Here is a 17,278-nt window from a genome sequence, read left to right as displayed (position 1 = left end):
CCGCGCCGCCCGGTCCGTCCGCATCTGCGCCTGCGGCATCTCACTCGCCTCCCGGGATCATGTCGCCGAACAGGAAACCGAAGATCGTCGGGTACCGCACCCACGTCTCGGTGTTCGGGTGGAACGGCACGGGATGGGTGTCGGCGACGACGAAGGGCGCGTGGCCGTCGCGCTTGGGATCGAAGTCGGGCAGCCCGTGGCAGTTCGGCCCGCCCGAAGCTCCCACCACCGGCAGGTCCTGCTCGTGGTCGTACATGGTGGCGCCGCCCAGGAAGTTCGTGCTCAGCATCAGCGCCGGGTACTTGCCGGTGCCGGCCATGGGTTCGAACGCGATGCGCGCGTCGTTGAGCCCGACGAGGAAGCACGGCAGCTCGGGCGAGTACTCCGCGAGCAGCGTCGTGGTCTCCGTCAGCAGATCCAGCGCCGAGGTCAGTTGGGCCTCGTTCTCGCCGAGGACGTCGCGCCCGGTGTTCGCCAGACCGGTGACGTTCATCAGCATCAGGTCCAGGTTGGCCTGCTCGTCGACCACGGTGTTGCCGATCGAGGTGGCGTTGTCGAGCAGGTTCATCACGTCGGGGGCGACGTCGGCGTACAGGTTGGTGACGTCGGCCGCCACGGCGAGGTCGTACTGCAGTTGCGGCAGCGAGGGATTCATCGTCGCGAGGTAGTCCTCGGCCTCGACGAGGGTGGCGCCGAGGGTGTCGCCCCGACCGTCCAGGGCCTCGGAGATCGCCCCGAGCGTGGCGTTGAGCTTCTCCGGCTGGATCTGCGCGAGCACGTCGGACAGGTGCTGGAAGACGGTGTTGAACTCGACGGTGACGTTCTCGGCCGCGATGATCGCGCCCTCCTGGAGCGGAACCGGCGACGGGTCGTCCGGCACGAGCAGGTTGACGAACTTCGCCCCGAACACGGTGGTGGACTCGATGGCCACCCGCACGTTGGACGGCACCAGGTGCAGCTGACCGGGATCCATCGCGAGCTGCAGCAGCGCACCGTCGGGAGTGTGCTCGACGGACCGGACCCGGCCCACCTCGACACCGCGCAGCTTGACCTTCGCGTCGGGTTCCATCACCAGGCCGGACCGTGCGGAGGTGACCGTGACCGGGGTGGTGGCGGTGAAGGCACCGGCGAACATCAGCAGCGCCAGCACGACGGCGACGGTGAGGCCGCCGACGAGCCCGAGGGCCGCGAGTTTCTTCTTCCAGGAGGGTGTGTCCATGCGCCTATCCCGACAGGTTGAAGTTGCCGGTCGCCCCGTACACCGCGAGCGAGATGAGCAGGGTCACGGTCACCACCGCGATCAGGGAGGCGCGCACCGCGTTGCCGACGGCGACGCCGACGCCGACCGGGCCGCCACCGGCATTGAATCCGTAGTAGGTGTGGATCAGCATGACGGCTATCGCCATGACGATGGCCTGCACGAACGACCACAGGATGTCGGTGGGGATGAGGAACGTGTCGAAGTAGTGGTCGTACACGCCCGCGGACTGGCCGTAGAGCACGACGGTGGCGAAGCGGCTGGCGACGAACGAGGCGATCACGGCCAGCGAGTACAGCGGGACGATCGCGATCATGCCCGCCATCACGCGGGTGCTCACGAGATACGGGATCGACGGGATCGCCATGACTTCGAGCGCGTCGATCTCCTCCGAGACCCGCATGGCGCCGAGCTGGGCGGTCGAGCCGGCGCCGATGGTGGCGGCCAGGCCGATGCCCGCGATGGTGGGCGCCGCGATGCGGACGTTGATGAAGGCGGCGAAGAAGCCCGTGAGGGCCTCGACGCCGATGTTGCCGAGGGAGCTGAAGCCCTGCACGGCGATGATCCCGCCGGTGAACAGGGTCAGGAAGCCGACGATGACGACCGTTCCGCCGATCACGGCGAGCGCCCCGGTGCCCATGCTGATCTCGGCGATCAGCCGGACCGTCTCCTTCGGGTAGTGCATCAGCGCACGCGGGGCGTAGCCGAGCGCCTTGCCGAAGAAGAGCGCCTGGTCACCGAGCCGGTCCACGGAGTCGGAGGCCCGGGCGATGCGGCGCCGCGCGCGGGGGAAGCGCCAGGAGATCACTGCCATCTACATCACCGCCGTGCCGGTCACCCGCCCGTCAGCTTGATGCCGACGGCGGTGACGAGAAGGTTGACCACGAACAATGCCATGAAGGCGAACACGACCGTCTGGTTGACGGCATCGCCCACGCTCTTGGCGCCGCCCTTGACGTTGAGGCCCAGGTAGGCGGCGACGAGGCCGGCGATCATGCCGAACAGTCCGGCCTTGATCTGGGAGATCATCAGTTCGCCGAAGCCGGTGAGCAGGGTGATGCCGTTGACGAAGGCGCCGGGGTTCACGTCCTGGAGGAAGACGGAGAACGCGAAGCCGCCGAGGATGCCGATGGAGCACACCAGCCCGTTGAGCAGCAGCGCGACGACGGTGGACGCGAGGACCCGGGGCACGACGAGACGGTGGATCGGGTTGATGCCGAGCACGCGCATCGCGTCGATCTCCTCTCGGATGGTGCGGGCGGCGAGATCCGCGCAGATGGCGGTGGCGCCGGCACCGGCGACGATGAGCACGGTGACCATGGGGCCGACCTGGGTGACGGCACCGAGCGCGGCGCCGGCGCCGCTGAGGTCCGCGGCTCCGATCTCGCGCAGCAGGATGTTGAGGGTAAAGCTGACCAGGACGGTGAACGGCACCGCGACGAGGACCGTCGGCACGAGGGACACCCGTGCGACGAACCAGGCCTGGTCGACGAACTCGCGTCGCTGGAAGGGCCGGGAGAACACGGCCCGGGCGGTCTCACCGGTCATCGCGAAGAATCCGCCCACCGCGCGGAGCGGGACCTCGAGGAGGTCTACCACCGTCTCCTCCTCCGTTGGTTCGCTCGCCGGCCACGGCCGACGAGAGGTCAGCTTGTGACCCGCGTCATACTAACTAGAACGTGTTCATGTGTCAAAGACCGTCGCGACACGCCGCCGCCCGCGCGGCGGGAACCGTGCCGCACCGGCCGCGGCGCGACAGCCACGACGAACCCGGAATCGGGCTTCGAACTGGGAAGATGCCCACCCGGACCGCGGGATCCCCCACCCGTCCACAGCGCCCGGTCGCACGGGGTCGCGGCACCGAACCGGCGCGTCCCGCCGGATGTCGAGGGAGAGAAATTAGAACAGGTATCACCAGAGTTCACACGCCCGCGGTCGCGGCCGCGCACCCGGCGCGGCACGCCGGGCAGAGCCCGACACTAACCGGATCGGCCCGGGACGGCGCGATATTACCGAAGGGCGACCTTGCATGTCACTTCGGGTATCACCTAGCGGTGTTTCAGAGAGCGAGGGCCTGCGCGGCCGAGAAGGTGCGCGCAGGATCCCGGTCGTCGAAGTAGCTTCCGACGCGGTCGGCGAGGGTTTCCGGGGTCCAGCGGACGTCCGCGTCGAACCGCTGCTCGACGACGGGCGCGGCCATCAGCGCGACCATCGGGCCGTAGACGACGAAGACCTGGCCGTTGATCCGGTCCGCCGCGGGAGATGCCAGGTAGGTGACCAGCGCCGAGACGTGCTCGGGTGCCAGCGGATCCACCTCCCCCTCGGGCGCGGCACCGAAGACACCCTCCGTCATCGCGGTGCGCGCCCGTGGGCAGATGGCATTGGCCCGCACCCCGTACCGGGACAGGCCCCGCGCGGCGGAGAGGGTGAGGGCGGTGATCCCGGCCTTGGCCGCGCCGTAGTTGGCCTGCCCCTCGGGACCGAGCAGGCCGGCCTCGGAGGACGTGTTGACGATCCGGCCGTAGACGGGCCCGCCGGCCTTCTTGGACTCGCCACGCCAGTACGCCGCCGCGTTGCGGCACAGCAGGAAATGGCCGCGCAGATGGACGGCGATCACCGCGTCCCAGTCCTCGTCGGACATGTTGAACAGCATGCGATCCCGCACGATGCCGGCATTGTTGACGACGATGTCGAGACGACCGAATCGGTCCCGGGCCGTCGCGAGCAGGGCGTCGGCCGTGGTGCGTTCGGCGACGCTGCCGGCCACGAAGGCCGCGTCGGCGCCGAGGTCGCGGATCTCGGCGAGGGTGTCCTCGACGGCGTCCGACGCCGCGAGATCGTTGACAACCACCGCGGCGCCGGCCCGGGCCAGCGCGACGGCCTCGGCGCGTCCGAGTCCGGCGCCGGCTCCGGTGACGACGGCAACCCGCCCCTCGAGACTCGCACCGCCCTCGAGACTCGCACCGCCCTCGAAGCTCACGCCCCCGTCGTCCGCCGCCCCGTTTCCCGCGGGGCCGAGACCGTTGCCGCTTGCACTCATCGACGCGTTCTCCCTAGCGATATCGGGCGGCCGCCCGGGCCGCCGCGCTCCTGGTCGCCGCGGATTCCGGCGACCACCAGAAATGTAGAACGTGTTCTCGTTTCTGACAAGCGAACTCGTCAGGCCTCGCTCAGTGCCGCGCGGGGGCACTGCGCGATCGCCGTGCGCACGTCCTCCTCCTGCTCCGGCGCGATGGGGTGCGTGACGATCAGCTCGTCGTCGTCGTTCAGATCGAAGACCTCGGGCGCAATCCCCACGCACACGCCGTTCGCCTCACAACGATCGAAGTCGACCTTGACCTCCATGAACAGACCTCGCTTCTCGCTCGCACAACCGATCCGGCGCCGGTCGCGCGGGCTGGCGCGACGGCTCGAAATCCAGGCTAGAACGCGTTTCAGTTCTGTGCAATGATTCGGGAACATCGCCGAGCCGGTCCCGGTCCTCGGCCGTCGAACAGCTGCCTACCCGACGAACGGAGCGGTTCGTGGACATCGCGTACACCCCGCAGCAAGAGGAACTCCGCGCGCAGTTGCGCGCCTATTTCGCCGACCTGATGACGCCCGAACGACGGGAGGCGCTCGCCGCGACGACGGGCGAGTACGGTGCCGGCAACGTGTACCGGGAGGTCGTCCAGCAGATGGGCAAGGACGGCTGGCTCACCCTGGGCTGGCCGGAGGAGTACGGCGGCCCGAACCGTTCGGCCATGGATCAGCTCATCTTCACCGACGAGGCGGCCATCGCCGGCGCTCCCGTCCCGTTCCTCACCATCAATTCGGTCGCACCGACGATCATGCACTTCGGCACACCCGAGCAGAAGGAGTTCTTCCTCCCGAAGATCTCCGCCGGCGAGCTGCACTTCTCCATCGGCTACTCCGAACCCGAGGCCGGCACGGATCTCGCGTCGCTGCGCACCACCGCCGTCCGCGAGGGCGACGAGTGGGTGATCAACGGCCAGAAGATGTGGACGAGCCTGATCGCCTACGCCGACTACGTGTGGCTCGCATGCCGCACCGACCCGGCCGCGCGCAAGCACAAGGGCATCAGCGTCCTCATCGTGCCCACCACGGCCGAGGGGTTCTCCTACACCCCCGTGCACACCATGGCCGGCCCCGACACCAGCGCCACCTACTACCAGGACGTGCGCGTCCCGGCCTCCGCGCTCGTCGGCGAGGAGAACGGCGGCTGGGCGCTGATCACCAACCAGCTCAACCACGAACGCGTCGCACTCACGTCCGCGGGCCCGATCCTCACCGCGCTGCAGGAAGTGCGCGAGTGGGCGCAGCACACCCGCCTGCCCGACGGCCGCCGCGTCCTCGATCAGGAATGGGTGCGGATCAACCTGGCCCGCGTCCACGCCCAGGCCGAGTACCTGAAACTGATGAACTGGGAGATCGCCTCCGGCGCCGCGCCGCTCGGGCCCGCCCCGGCGTCGGCGAACAAGGTGTTCGGCACCGAGTTCGCGACCGAGGCGTACCGGTTGCTGATGGAGATCCTCGGACCGTCGGCCACCCTGCGGCAGAACTCGCCGGGCGTGCTGCTGCGGGGCCGGCTCGAACGGATGCATCGCAGTTCCCTGATCCTCACCTTCGGCGGCGGCACCAACGAGGTCCAGCGAGACATCATCGCGATGACCGCCCTCGGCCAGCCGCCCGCCAAGCGCTGACACTCCACCGGAAGGACAAGGCCGTGGATTTCACCCTCACCGAGGCACAGCAGGACCTCGCCGGGCTCACCCGCCGCATCGTCACCGAGATCGCCACCAACGACCACCTGCGCCGGCTCGACGCCGCCGAGGACCGCATCGACCACACCCTGTGGGACGCGCTCGCCTCGTCGGGCATCCTCGGCGCGGCACTGCCCGAATCCGTCGGCGGCGACGGCTTCGGGCCGCTCGAACAGACGAGCATCCTCGCCGAACTCGGCCGCGGTGTCGCCGCCGTCCCCTACCTGTCCTCGATCGTCGTGTCCGCCGCCGCCGTCGCCGAGTTCGGCAACGACACGCAGCGTCGCGACTGGGGCGAACCCGCCGCCACCGGCGAGCAGATCCTCACCGCCGCCCTCGAGGAGGAACTGAACGACGACCCCACGTCGCCGACCACGACGGCACGTCGCACCGACGGCGGCTGGATCGTCGACGGCACCAAGATCCTCGTCGACGCGGCACCGGCCGCGGACCTGTTCCTCGTGCCGGCGGCGACCTCGGACGGCGTCACCGTGCTCCTCGTGCGCCCCGCCGATCCCGGCGTGAGCGTGACCCGTCAGTACGACACCGGACGAGGCTGCCTCGGGACGCTGACCCTGACCGCCGCCGCCGTCCCCGACGATCGTGTGCTGGGCACCGACGGCCGCGCGATCACGGCGTGGCTGCGCGACCGCGGACTCCTCGGCTCGGCCGCATACCAGTACGGGGTGCTCGACCGGGCGCTCGAGCTCACCGCGGAGTACGCGCGCGAACGGGTGCAGTTCGATCGGCCGATCGGCAGCTTCCAGGCGGTGGCCCAGCGACTCGCCGACGCCTACATCGACGTCAAGGGTGCCCGGCTCACCCTGTGGCAGGCAGCCTTCCGCGCCGACGCCGGGCTGCCCGACACCGGGGAACTGCGCACGGCCGCGTTCTGGGCGGCCGACGCCGGGCACCGCGTCGCGCACACGCTCGTCCACGTCCACGGCGGAGTGGGTCTGGACGAGGACCATCCCGTGCACCGCTACTTCCTGGCCGCCAAGCACCACGAATTCCACCTCGGCTCGGCCACCGCACAGCTCCGGGCCCTGGGCGTGTCCCTCGCGGAAACGCCCGCGTGACAGTCCCGATCAGCGGAACCGGCACCTCGGCCGGCACGCACGGACGCCAGGATGCCCCCATGACCGACGCACTCACGGTGACCGCGCTCCTCGAGCGGCTCGCCACCGTCGACGATCGTGGCCTGCAGTTCGAGAATACGTCGCTGACGTGGCGCGAGCACGTGCAGGCCGGCCGGGATCGGGCCGCCCTGCTGCACGAACTGCTCGACCCGCGCAGGCCCCGGCACTTCGGGATCCTCATGGACAACGTGCCGGAGTTCTCGCTGCTGCTCGGCGCCGCGGCACTGTCCGGGTCGGTGGTGGTCGGGCTGAACACCACTCGCCGCGGGCAGGCCCTGGCCCGCGACATCGCGCTCGCGGACTGCCAGGTGGTGTTCACCGAGACCGCGAACGCCCGACTGCTCGACGGGCTCGATCTCGGCGGGGTGCGGGTGATCGACGTCGACTCCGCCGAGTGGGCCGCGCTGCTCGCCCCGTATGCCGGTGCCACCGTCGAACCGGTCCCGGCCAGCCCGACCGACCTGTTCATGCTGATCTTCACCTCCGGCACCAGCGGCGACCCGAAGGCCGTGTGCTGCACCCACGAGAAGATCACCGGCCCCGGCGTGATGCTCGCGGAGCGGTTCGGTCTCGGTGCCGACGACGTCGTGTACGTGTCGATGCCGATGTTCCACTCCAACGCGATGATGGCCGGCTGGGCGGTGGCGCTCGCGGCGGGGTCCGGGATCGCCCTGCGGCGCAGGTTCTCCGCCTCCGGGTTCCTGCCGGACGTGCGCCGATTCGGGGTAACCTACGCCAACTACGTGGGAAAGCCGTTGTCCTACATCGTCGCCACCCCGGAGGAACCCGGCGAGGCGGACAACCCCCTGCGCATCATGTACGGCAACGAGGGCACGGCCCCCGCGATCGCCGCGTTCCGGCGACGGTTCGGCGCGACGGTCGTCGACGGGTTCGGCTCCACCGAGGGCGGCATCTCGATCTCCGCGGCGCCCGACGCCCCGCCCGGAGCACTGGGCCGACTGCCCGACGGCGTGCAGATCTTCGAACCGGACACCGGATCTCCCTGCCCTGTCGCCGAGTTCGACGCCGACGGCCGTGTCCTCAACGCCGACGTCGCGACCGGCGAACTCGTCAACGTCACCGGGTCCGGTCTGTTCGCAGGCTATTACAAGAATCCGGGGGCCGATGCCGAACGGATGCGCGACGGCCGCTACCACAGCGGCGATCTCGGTTACGTCGACGCCGAGGGCTTCGTCTACTTCGCCGGTCGCAGTTCCGGGTGGATGCGCGTCGACGGCGAGAACATCGCGGCCGCACCGATCGAGCGCATCCTGCTCCGCTATCCGGGCTTCGCCCAGGTCGCGGTCTACGCGGTCCCGGATGCGGACGTGGGCGATCGGGTGATGGCCGCCGTCATCCCCACCGCGACCGACGAGTTCGATCCGGTCGCGTTCGCGGACTTCCTCGACGCGCAGCCCGACCTCGGCCCCAAACAGCTGCCGACGCTGATCCGGGTGTGCTCCGACTTCCCGCGCACGGCCACCTTCAAGGTGCTCACCCGCACGCTCAGCGCCGAACGGTGGAACTGCACCGACCCGGTGTGGATGCGGTCGCGCGGTGACCGCGAATTCACCCTCCTGACACCCGACCTCGCCAGCGGTGCGCCCTTTGGGCGGTCCTGACCGCCCAAAGGACACACCGATCCGCGGCCGGGCTGGCCGTTCCCGGCCCCATTTACTACAGTTAATTCCGTGGAAAATAGTGATCCGGTTCTCGGGCCGGCACCTCCGGCAACGGCGGAGCCGCCGCCGCTGTCGGCCCAGCGCGCGACCGTCCTCGGCGACGTGCGCACCCATGCTCCCGTGCGCGTCGGCGACGTCGCCGGACGTCTCGCCCTGCACACCAACACGGTGCGCGAGCATCTCGAAGCCCTCGTGGAACTCGGCCTGCTCGTCCACGACAGCGTCGGCCCGCAACCGGCGCGGGGACGCGGCCGGCCCGCGCGGTGGTACCGGCCCGCACCCGCCGCCGACCCCTCCGTCTCCGCGCGCGACTACGCCGGACTCGCCACCGCCCTCGCCGGGCACCTCGCCCGCACCAGCGCCACTCCCGAGTCCGACGCCCGCGCGGCCGGTACCGACTGGGGCCGCGACCTCGTGCGCGAGTACCGCGCCTCCGGCGACCCCGACCGGACGGTGCTGACCCTGCTCGCCCACCTCGGCTTCGACCCGGTCGACGACGGGCCGCTCCGCGGCGTCGCGCTCCGCCGGTGCCCGCTGCTCGCCGCCGCCCGCCGTTTCCCCACGGTGGTGTGCCAGGTCCACCTCGGTATCGTCGAGGGCGTCCTCGCCGAACTCGGCGCTCCCACCGGGCCGGGCCTGGACCTGCTGCCCTTCGCCGAACCCGGCGCGTGCCGGCTCTTCCTGCCTACGCCCGCCGCACCGCCACGGCCCTCGGGGCGGCAGCCGTGAACGAGCGTCCCGTTCCGACACGCGCGCTGCTGCTCCTCCCGGGCGGGGTGGCCCTCCTCGCCGGTCTCGACGCCGCACTGCTGCTGCTCGGTGTGCCCGCTCCGGTCGACAGCGACCGGCTCCCCGAGGTCCACGGCGTCGTGCTGGTGCTCGGCTTCGTCGGCACGGTGGTCGCCCTCGAGCGCGCTGTCGCACTCGGACGCCGCTGGGGGTATTCCGCGCCGATCTGCCTGGGCGCAGGCGGTCTGCTGCTCGTCGCCCCCGCCCCCCGAGGTCTCGCCGACGGCCTCCTCGTGGCCGGCAGCGCCCTGCTCGTCGCGGTGTACGTGCCGTTGTGGCGGCGCACCGAGGACGTCGCGGTGGTCGTGCAGGCGGCCGGCGCGGTCCTCGCAACGGGCGGTGCACTGCTGTGGCTCGGCGGCGTGTCCGTCCCCGACCTGCTGCCGTGGTTCGTCGGCTTCCTCGTGCTCACGATCGCGGGGGAACGCCTCGAGCTCGCGCGGGTGGCGATGGTCGGCACCGGCGCGGAGCAGCTCCTGGTGGCGAGCGCGGGGGCCGTCGTGGCCGGCGTGCTCGCCACCCTGTTGTGGCCGTCCGCCGGGTATCCCCTCCTGGGCGCCGCGCTGCTGGCCCTCGTCGCCTGGCTGGCCCGGTTCGACGTGGCCCGCCGCACGGTCCGCGCGGCCGGACAGGCCCGGTTCACGGCCGTGTGCCTGCTCGCCGGGTACGGGTGGCTGGCCGCGGCGGGACTGACGTGGTTGCTCGTCGGCCCGGTCCGGACGGGCGGCGGGTACGACGCGGTCGTGCATGCGGTGATGCTCGGCTTCGTGCTGTCGATGATCCTCGCGCACGCCCCGATCGTTCTCCCGGCCGTGGTGCGACGGCCCCTGCCGTACCGCCCCGCCATGTACGGGCCCGCAGTGCTGCTGCATGGGTCCCTGCTGCTACGCCTGGCGGTCGGGGACGTCCGCGGCGTCGGATGGGCCGTCACCGTCGGCGGGGTCCTGAACATCGTCGCGGTGCTCGCCTTTCTCGCGGTGGCCGCGTACTCGGCGCTGCGACCGGCGCGGACGGAGGCGCCGGCATGAGCCGCGGCGGATGGCACCTGCGGGCGGGGACGATCGTGTTCGCGTGGTTCGTCGCGCTCGTCGTCGTCGCGCTCGCTCACCGGTTCGTGCCGATGTCCGGGTGGCTGCTGGTGCATCTGCTCGGACTCGGGGCGGCGAGCAACGCCGTCCTCGTCTGGAGCCGGCACTTCGCGGACGCCCTGCTGCGCCGCCCGCCGGCGACGAGTCGTCGACCCGAAGCGCTGCGGCTGGTGGTGTTCAACGCCGGCGCGGTCGCGGTCGTCGCGGGCATGCTCGGCCGCTGGTGGCCCCTGGTGCTCGCCGGCAGCGTCACGGTGGCGGTGATCGCCGCGATACACGCCGTGATCCTCGTCCGGCACCTGCGGGCCGCGCTGCCGTCACGCTTCGGCGAGACCGTCCGCTTCTACATCGTGGCCGCCGCCCTGCTGCCGCTGGGGGCAGGTCTCGGCGCCGCGATGGCGAACGACGCGCTGCCGGGGACGCTGCACGAGCGGTTCGTCGTCGCGCACGCCGGAGTCAACCTGTTCGGGTGGATGGGACTGACCGTGCTCGGCACGCTGGTCACCCTGTGGCCGACGATGCTGCGCACCCGGGTGGCGCAGCGGGTGGAGACGGCGGCGCGGCACGGTCTGCCCGTTCTCGCCGCCGGGCTCGGCGCCGGAGTGGCCGGGGCGATCATGGGGAGCACCGGGCTCGCAGCGGCGGGCGCGCTCACCTACCTCGCCGCAGCGGTGTACGTGCTCGAACCGCACCTCGCGGAGATCCGTCGCCGCACACCCGCCGATTTCGCGACGATGTCCGTCCTCGCGGGGGTGACCTGGTTCCTCGTGAGCGCCGCCTACGTGGCGGTCGCGCTGGCCACCGCACCCGGCTGGACGGCCGCCGCCGGCCGTATCGGCACGGCCACTGGGATCCTGCTCGCCGGCTTCCTCGTCCAGGTGCTGCTCGGGGCCCTGACGTACCTGCTCCCGGTGGTCATCGGCGGGCGGGCGGCCGTGCAGGCCGCGACGGCGGAACTCGAACGCGGCGCGGCGTGGCGTGTCGCGGTGGCCAACGGGGGCCTGGTGCTGTGCGTGCTCCCGGCGCCGAGCCTGGTGCGCGTCCTGGCGTCGATGCTGGTTCTCGTCGCCCTCGCCGCGTTTCTTCCGCTCGCGGTACGCGCGGTGGTGGCCGGCCGCCGGGCCAAGGGCACGCCGTCGCGGCTCGGCAGGCCCGAACCGATCCCCGCCCGGCGGCGTCTCGGTGTGGCCGCCGCGGGCCTGGGTGTCGTCGTGGTGGCCGCCGCCGCGGGCGTGGCGGCGGATCCCGCAGCGGCGGGCATCTCCACCGTGCGCGCGGAGGCGGTCGAGGTCACGGGCGTCACCACGGAAGCTCAGGTCCGCATCGAAGGGATGCGGTTCGTGCCCGACGTGATCGACGTTCCCGCCGGAAACCGCCTCGTCGTCACCCTCACCAATTCCGGTACGGATCGGCACGACCTCGTCCTTGCCGACGGAACCCGAACCGAGCGCCTCGCTCCCGGCGACTCCGCCACTCTCGACGCCGGCGTGATCGGCAGCGACGTCGACGGGTGGTGCTCGGTCGCCGGCCACCGGCAGATGGGCATGACGCTACGGATCCGCGCGACCGGCGCGCCGGCCCCGGACGCGCACGCCGATCATGCCGCGGCGACAGCCGGCACATCGCTCGCCGCCACCGACGTCGCTCGCAGCCTCGGTGCCGAACCGGGACCGGACTTCGTCCCGCACGACCCGGCGCTGCCCGCGCCGATGCCGGAGCACCGCATCACCCTGACCGTGACCGAATCCGAGCGTCCCGTCGCCCCCGGAATCACCCAGCGACTGTGGACGTTCGGCGGCACCGCACCCGGTCCGACCCTGCACGGCAAGGTCGGCGACGTCTTCGAGATCACGCTGGTCAACGACGGGACGATCGGGCATTCGATCGACTTCCACGCCGGGTCGCTCGCCCCCGACGGGCCGATGCGCACCATCGACCCCGGACAGTCCCTGGTCTACCGGTTCACCGCGACGCGTGCCGGCATCTGGATGTACCACTGCGCCACGATGCCGATGTCCGTGCACATCGCGAACGGGATGTTCGGCGCCGTCGTCATCGATCCGCCGGACCTCCCGCCGGTGGACCGCGAGTACGTGCTGGTGCAGTCGGAGTTGTATCTCGGTCCGGCGGCGGGTGAGGCGGACGCGGCCAAGATCGCAGCGGAGGCACCGGATCTGGTGGTGTTCAACGGCTACGCCGGACAATACGACCACGTGCCGCTGCCCGCCCGTGTCGGCGAGCGGGTGCGGATCTGGGTACTCGCGGCCGGACCCGACCGGGGCACCGCGTTCCATGTCGTCGGCGGGCAGTTCGACACGGTCTGGACCGAGGGCGACTATCGCCTGCGCCCGGGCGTCTCCGGTGCGCAGACGCTCGGATTGTCGCCGTCCCAGGGCGGGTTCGTCGAGCTGACCTTCCCCGAGGAGGGCCGCTATCCCTTCGTCTCGCACGTGATGGTCGACGCCGAGCGGGGCGCGCACGGGGTTGTCGAGGTGCAGCCCTGAAACGCGGCTACCCGAGCGACGCGGGCAGGCTCGCCCAGCCGCGGGTGAACGACGACTGCAGGCGTACCCCCGCACCCGGGTCGACCGACACGTGCGGATACCGGGACAGCAATTCCTCGAGGGCGACCCGGGACTGCAACTTCGCCAGGTGCGAGCCGATGCAGAAGTGGGGACCGCTGGAGAAACCCAGGTGCCGCGGAATGGAGCGGGTGATGTCGAACTGCTCGGCGGTGTCCCCGAATTCGCGTTCGTCCCGATTGGCCGCGCCGTAGAGCATCATCACCTTCTCCCCCGCGGGAATCGTCACCCCGTGCAGTTCGACGTCGCGCGTGGTGGTCCGCGCCAGTCCCTGCACCGATCCCTCCAGCCGCAGCGTCTCCATCAGCGCGCCCGGGATCCGGGCGGGGTCGTCGACGAGCAGGGCGCGCTGGCGGTGGTCGGTGTCGAGCAGCATCACCGCGTGCGAGATCAGGTTCCCGGTGGTGTCGTTGCCCCCGGCGACCATGACGAAGCAGAAGCCGAGGATCTCCCAGTCGGTGAGCAGTTCGCCGTCGGACTCGACTTCGGTCAACGCGCTGATCAGGTCGTCGCCGGGTGCGCGACGGCGCTCGGTGATCAACCCGGCGAAGTACTCGAACATCTCGGCGACGGCAGCGGGGGCGCTCATGGCGTTCAGGTCGAACCCGGAGTCCTGCAGCGCCGTGAGGGCAGCGACCCACGGATCGAAGCGCGGCCGGTCGGCTGCCGGCACCCCGAGCAGCTCGGCCAGCACGAATGTGGGTATCGGCGAGGAGAACTCGCGGTGCAGATCCACCTCACGCCGGCCCGCGAAGGAATCCAGCAGCACCCGGACGAATCCGCGCACCGCGTCCTCGAGCGCCGCGACGCGCCGGGGAGTGAAGCCCTTCGCGACGAGTCCACGCAGTTGTCCGTGCCGCGGCGGGTCGAGCATGACGATCGTCGGCGCGAGACCCAGTTTTCCGATCTCGTCGGGTACGAACGTCAATCCCTGTGCAGAGGAGTAGGTGCCGGTGTCGCGCACCGCGTTCCACACGTCCTCGAAGCGGGACAGCGCCCAGAACGGCGGGATGCCGTTCCGGGCGCTGACGTGGCGATGCACCGGATCCTCGTCCCGCAGCATCCGGTAGGCCGGGTAGGGGTCGGCCAGGAACTGCGGGTCGAAGGGATCGTAGACGGTCACCACCGGTCCGTCACCGGGCCGCGTTCAGCCGGTCGACGGCCTGCTCGTACCCCGCGACGAGCTCGGCCATGATCTCCGCGACCGGCCGGATCTCGTTCATCCGGCCGACGATCTGCCCTACGGGCATCGCGACGACCTCGGGATCGTCCGCGGCGGCGATCCGCTGGTGGGCTTCGCTCACGAGCAGGTTCTGCAACGGCATCGGCAGTGGTGACGGCGCCTCGGGCTTCGACCACGCCTCGGTCCACTTCGTCTTGAGCAGGCGGGCGGGCTTGCCCGAGTAGATCCGCGAGCGCACGGTGTCGGACGACGACGCGCCGAGCAGCGCTCGCTGGACCGACGACGGGCCGGCCGCGGCGGCGCCGAGCTTGTATTCGGAGGTGGTGAGCCAGTAGGAGCCCATCCACACTCCGGACGCGCCGAGCGCGAGCGCGGCGGCGATCTGCCGACCCGACCCCACTCCGCCGGCGGCAAGTACCGTCGCCGAATCGCCGAGGGCGTCGACGATTTCGGGCCAGAGCACCATCGAGGCCACCTCACCGGTGTGCCCGCCCGCCTCGTATCCCTGGGCGATGACGATGTCGACGCCGTTCTCGACGTGCCGCCGGGCATGCTCGACCGCCCCGGCGAGCGCCGCGACGGGCACCCCCTTCTCGTGGGCGAGGTCGATCACGTCCTTCGGCGGGGAGCCGAGTGCGTTGGCGATGAGGGCCGGACGGTGCCCGAGCGCGACGTCGACGTGGGAGCGGGCGACCGAATGCAGCCATCCGAGGACACCGGCTGCGTGTTCGGCGGACTCGTCGAGCGGCGGCACGCCGAGTTCGGCGAGGGTGCGCTCGACGAAGGCACGGTGCTCGGCGGGGATGAGCTTGTCGAGGTCGACGGCGGACCCCTCGGTGGGGACCTTCGCGGGCATCACGATGTCGACGCCGTAGGGCTTGCCGTCGGTGTTCTCGTCCATCCAGGTGAGGACGTCGTCGAGTTCGGCCGGGTCGTTGAACCGGACGCAGCCGAGGACGCCGAGACCACCGGCCCGGCTGATCGCGGCGGCGACGTGCTCGGACGGGGTGAACCCGAAGATCGGGTACTGGATTCCGAATTTCCTGCTGAGATCGGTGTGCATCCCGGTCCCTTCTAGCTCGCCGCAGCGGAGCCGTTGGTGTGGTGGTCGTCCGCTGGGCGCTGCTCGGTCTGCTCCTTGGCCCACCGGTAGTCGGGCTTGCCGGCCGGTGAGCGCTTGATGGCGTCGACGTACCAGACACTGCGCGGGATCTTGTAGCTGGCGATCTGCGTCCGGGCCACCTCGACGAGGTCGGCCAGCGCCGGCCGGGTGCCGGCCCGGGGGGCGATCACGGCGGACACGCGCTGTCCCCAGCGCTCGTCCGGCACGCCGACGACGAGGACGTCGAACACGTCCGGGTGGGCCTTCAGGGCGCCCTCCACCTCCTCGGGGAACACCTTCTCGCCGCCGGTGTTGATGCAGACCGAGCCGCGGCCGAGCATGGTGACGGTGCCGTCGGCCTCGACCCGCGCGTGGTCCCCCGGGATGGAGTAGCGGACACCGTGGTACTCGCGGAAGGTCGCCTTGGTCTTGACCTCGTCCTTGTAGTAGCCGATCGGGATGTGGCCCTTGCGGGCGAGCACGCCCACCTGACCGGATCCGGGCTCGATCGGGTTCCCCTCGTCGTCGATCACGGCGGTGGAGGCGTCGATCTTGACGGTCGGGCCGCCCGCGTGGGTCTGTCCCTTGGCGACGATGCCGAGTCCGCCGAAGCCGGTCTCGGACGAGCCGATCGAGTCGGTGACGACCGTGTTGGGCATCAGGTCCAGGAAGCGCTCCTTCAGCGCCGGGGAGAACAGGGCCGCGCTCGACGCCATCGCGAACAGCGACGACAGGTCGTACTTCTCCCCCGTCCCGGGACGGCCGCTCTCGAGGGCGTCGAGCATCGGGCGGCCCATCGCGTCGCCGGTGATGAAGATGACGTTGACCTTGTGTTCCTCGATGACCCGCCACACCTCGTGGCCGTCGAACTCGGGATGCATGATCACCTTGCCGCCGCTGAACAGCGACTGCAGCACCGCCCACTGGGCACCGCCGTGGATGAGCGGCGGGATCGGGAAGCGCACCAGCGGCGCACCCGCGGCACCGGTCTTGGCGAGTTCCCATTCGTCGGCGACGTATTCGCCCGTCATGAAGTTGATGCCGCCGCCGAGCACGCGCCACACGTCCTCCTGACGCCACATCACGCCCTTGGGGCTGCCGGTGGTGCCTCCGGTGTAGAGGATGTAGAGGTCGTCGGCGCTGCGTTCGCCGAAGTCGCGCTCGGGGGAGCCCTGGGCCAGGGCGGACTCGTAGTCGACGCCGTCGTAGCCCGAGTAGTCGAGATCGGTACCGTCGTCGACCACGACGACGGTACGGATCTGCGGACAGTGCGGCAGGACGGCGGCGACCTTGTCCGAATAGCGACGCTCGTGGACGAGCGCGACCATGTCCGAGTTGTCGAAGATGTACTGCAACTCGTTCTCGACGTACCGGTAGTTGACGTTCACCATCACGGCACGGATCTTGAACACCGCGACCATCGCCTCGATGGCTTCGATGGTGTTGCGGGAGTAGATACCCACCTTGTCACCGGGCTTCACACCCTGTTCCTGCAGATAGTGGGCGAGCCGATTGGCGCGCTCCTCCAGCTGCGCGTAGGTGACCTCACGTCCGTCCGACGCGAGCGCGACGCGGTCGGGAACAAGGTCGATTGCGTGCTCTACGAGGTCTGCGATGTTAAGGGCCACGACACAAAAGTAGAACGTGTTACCGTTTCTGACAAGACCCGAATGAGATCCAGTTCACAACACC

The 17,278-nt window shown here is 70.6% G+C and carries 14 protein-coding genes; 6 read left to right on the top strand and 8 right to left on the bottom strand.

What is annotated here, in order from left to right; genetic code table 11:
- Window positions 1-40: 40 nt before the first annotated feature.
- From RR3_RS16875 to RR3_RS16855, 5 genes are all read right to left on the bottom strand, one after another.
- Window positions 41-1,219: an MCE family protein gene (locus RR3_RS16875; RefSeq protein WP_010594443.1), complete on the bottom strand. Its 1,179-nt coding sequence runs from the start codon at window positions 1,217-1,219 to the stop codon at window positions 41-43.
- 4 nt (window positions 1,220-1,223) lie between these two features.
- The gene (locus RR3_RS16870; protein ID WP_010594444.1) at window positions 1,224-2,072 is read right to left on the bottom strand and encodes an MlaE family ABC transporter permease; all 849 of its coding nucleotides are present in this window, start codon (window positions 2,070-2,072) and stop codon (window positions 1,224-1,226) included.
- 20 nt (window positions 2,073-2,092) lie between these two features.
- Complete coding sequence (locus tag RR3_RS16865; protein WP_010594445.1) at window positions 2,093-2,857, bottom strand: MlaE family ABC transporter permease; 765 nt, start codon at window positions 2,855-2,857, stop codon at window positions 2,093-2,095.
- Window positions 2,858-3,317: 460 nt separating this feature from the next.
- A complete protein-coding gene (locus RR3_RS16860) occupies window positions 3,318-4,298 on the bottom strand; it encodes a 3-oxoacyl-ACP reductase (protein WP_010594446.1) in 981 nt (326 codons plus the stop codon).
- A 119-nt stretch (window positions 4,299-4,417) separates the two neighbouring features.
- Window positions 4,418-4,603, bottom strand: a complete 186-nt coding sequence (locus RR3_RS16855) for a ferredoxin (RefSeq protein WP_010594447.1) — start codon at window positions 4,601-4,603, stop codon at window positions 4,418-4,420.
- 179 nt (window positions 4,604-4,782) lie between these two features.
- On the opposite strand from RR3_RS16855, the gene RR3_RS16850 reads away from it, so the two are divergent.
- The 6 genes from RR3_RS16850 (at window position 4,783) to RR3_RS16825 (ending at window position 13,223) form a co-directional block, all read left to right on the top strand.
- Complete coding sequence (locus RR3_RS16850; RefSeq protein WP_064066140.1) at window positions 4,783-5,961, top strand: acyl-CoA dehydrogenase family protein; 1,179 nt, start codon at window positions 4,783-4,785, stop codon at window positions 5,959-5,961.
- Between the two features lie 23 nt (window positions 5,962-5,984).
- Window positions 5,985-7,100, top strand: a complete 1,116-nt coding sequence (locus tag RR3_RS16845) for an acyl-CoA dehydrogenase family protein (protein WP_017680990.1) — start codon at window positions 5,985-5,987, stop codon at window positions 7,098-7,100.
- Between the two features lie 59 nt (window positions 7,101-7,159).
- Window positions 7,160-8,782 carry a long-chain-fatty-acid--CoA ligase gene (locus RR3_RS16840; RefSeq protein WP_064066148.1) on the top strand — a complete coding sequence of 541 codons (1,623 nt, stop codon included), beginning with the start codon at window positions 7,160-7,162 and terminating at the stop codon, window positions 8,780-8,782.
- Window positions 8,783-8,851: 69 nt separating this feature from the next.
- On the top strand, window positions 8,852-9,571 hold the full coding sequence (locus RR3_RS16835; RefSeq protein ID WP_026137824.1) for a helix-turn-helix transcriptional regulator: 720 nt from the start codon (window positions 8,852-8,854) through the stop codon (window positions 9,569-9,571).
- Window positions 9,568-10,659, top strand: a complete 1,092-nt coding sequence (locus tag RR3_RS16830; RefSeq protein WP_230831686.1) for a DUF8744 domain-containing protein — start codon at window positions 9,568-9,570, stop codon at window positions 10,657-10,659. The genes RR3_RS16835 and RR3_RS16830 overlap by 4 nt, the downstream gene beginning before the upstream one ends.
- On the top strand, window positions 10,656-13,223 hold the full coding sequence (locus tag RR3_RS16825; RefSeq protein ID WP_010594453.1) for a multicopper oxidase domain-containing protein: 2,568 nt from the start codon (window positions 10,656-10,658) through the stop codon (window positions 13,221-13,223). The genes RR3_RS16830 and RR3_RS16825 overlap by 4 nt, the downstream gene beginning before the upstream one ends.
- 7 nt (window positions 13,224-13,230) lie before the next feature.
- Here RR3_RS16825 and RR3_RS16820 read toward each other — a convergent pair whose 3' ends face one another.
- From RR3_RS16820 to RR3_RS16810, 3 genes are read right to left on the bottom strand one after another with little or no spacing between them, the layout of a single operon-like run.
- A complete protein-coding gene (locus RR3_RS16820) occupies window positions 13,231-14,424 on the bottom strand; it encodes a cytochrome P450 (protein WP_234420162.1) in 1,194 nt (397 codons plus the stop codon).
- Between the two features lie 10 nt (window positions 14,425-14,434).
- Window positions 14,435-15,547 (bottom strand): NAD(P)H-dependent flavin oxidoreductase, encoded by a 1,113-nt coding sequence (locus RR3_RS16815; protein ID WP_010594455.1) that lies wholly within the window; start codon window positions 15,545-15,547, stop codon window positions 14,435-14,437.
- 11 nt (window positions 15,548-15,558) lie between these two features.
- The gene (locus RR3_RS16810; protein WP_017680985.1) at window positions 15,559-17,214 is read right to left on the bottom strand and encodes an acyl-CoA synthetase; all 1,656 of its coding nucleotides are present in this window, start codon (window positions 17,212-17,214) and stop codon (window positions 15,559-15,561) included.
- Between the last annotated feature and the right edge of the window lie 64 nt (window positions 17,215-17,278).

Origin of the sequence: Rhodococcus ruber NBRC 15591 (assembly GCF_001894945.1) — a bacterium.
In the GTDB taxonomy this organism is placed as follows: Bacteria; Actinomycetota; Actinomycetes; order Mycobacteriales; family Mycobacteriaceae; genus Rhodococcus; species Rhodococcus ruber.
The sequence above is the reverse complement of the archived record's forward strand: the minus strand, read 5'-3'. Positions and strand labels throughout refer to the sequence as shown.

Bases quoted from the DNA above. Each gene is read 5' to 3' on its own strand.
- RR3_RS16875 (WP_010594443.1), bottom strand. From the start codon at position 1,219: ATGGACACACCCTCCTGGAAGAAGAAACTCGCGGCCCTCGGGCTCGTC.
- RR3_RS16870 (WP_010594444.1), bottom strand. From the start codon at position 2,072: ATGGCAGTGATCTCCTGGCGCTTCCCCCGCGCGCGGCGCCGCATCGCC.
- RR3_RS16860 (WP_010594446.1), bottom strand. From the start codon at position 4,298: ATGAGTGCAAGCGGCAACGGTCTCGGCCCCGCGGGAAACGGGGCGGCG.
- RR3_RS16855 (WP_010594447.1), bottom strand. From the start codon at position 4,603: ATGGAGGTCAAGGTCGACTTCGATCGTTGTGAGGCGAACGGCGTGTGC.
- RR3_RS16840 (WP_064066148.1), top strand. From the start codon at position 7,160: ATGACCGACGCACTCACGGTGACCGCGCTCCTCGAGCGGCTCGCCACC.
- RR3_RS16825 (WP_010594453.1), top strand. From the start codon at position 10,656: ATGAGCCGCGGCGGATGGCACCTGCGGGCGGGGACGATCGTGTTCGCG.
- RR3_RS16815 (WP_010594455.1), bottom strand. From the start codon at position 15,547: ATGCACACCGATCTCAGCAGGAAATTCGGAATCCAGTACCCGATCTTC.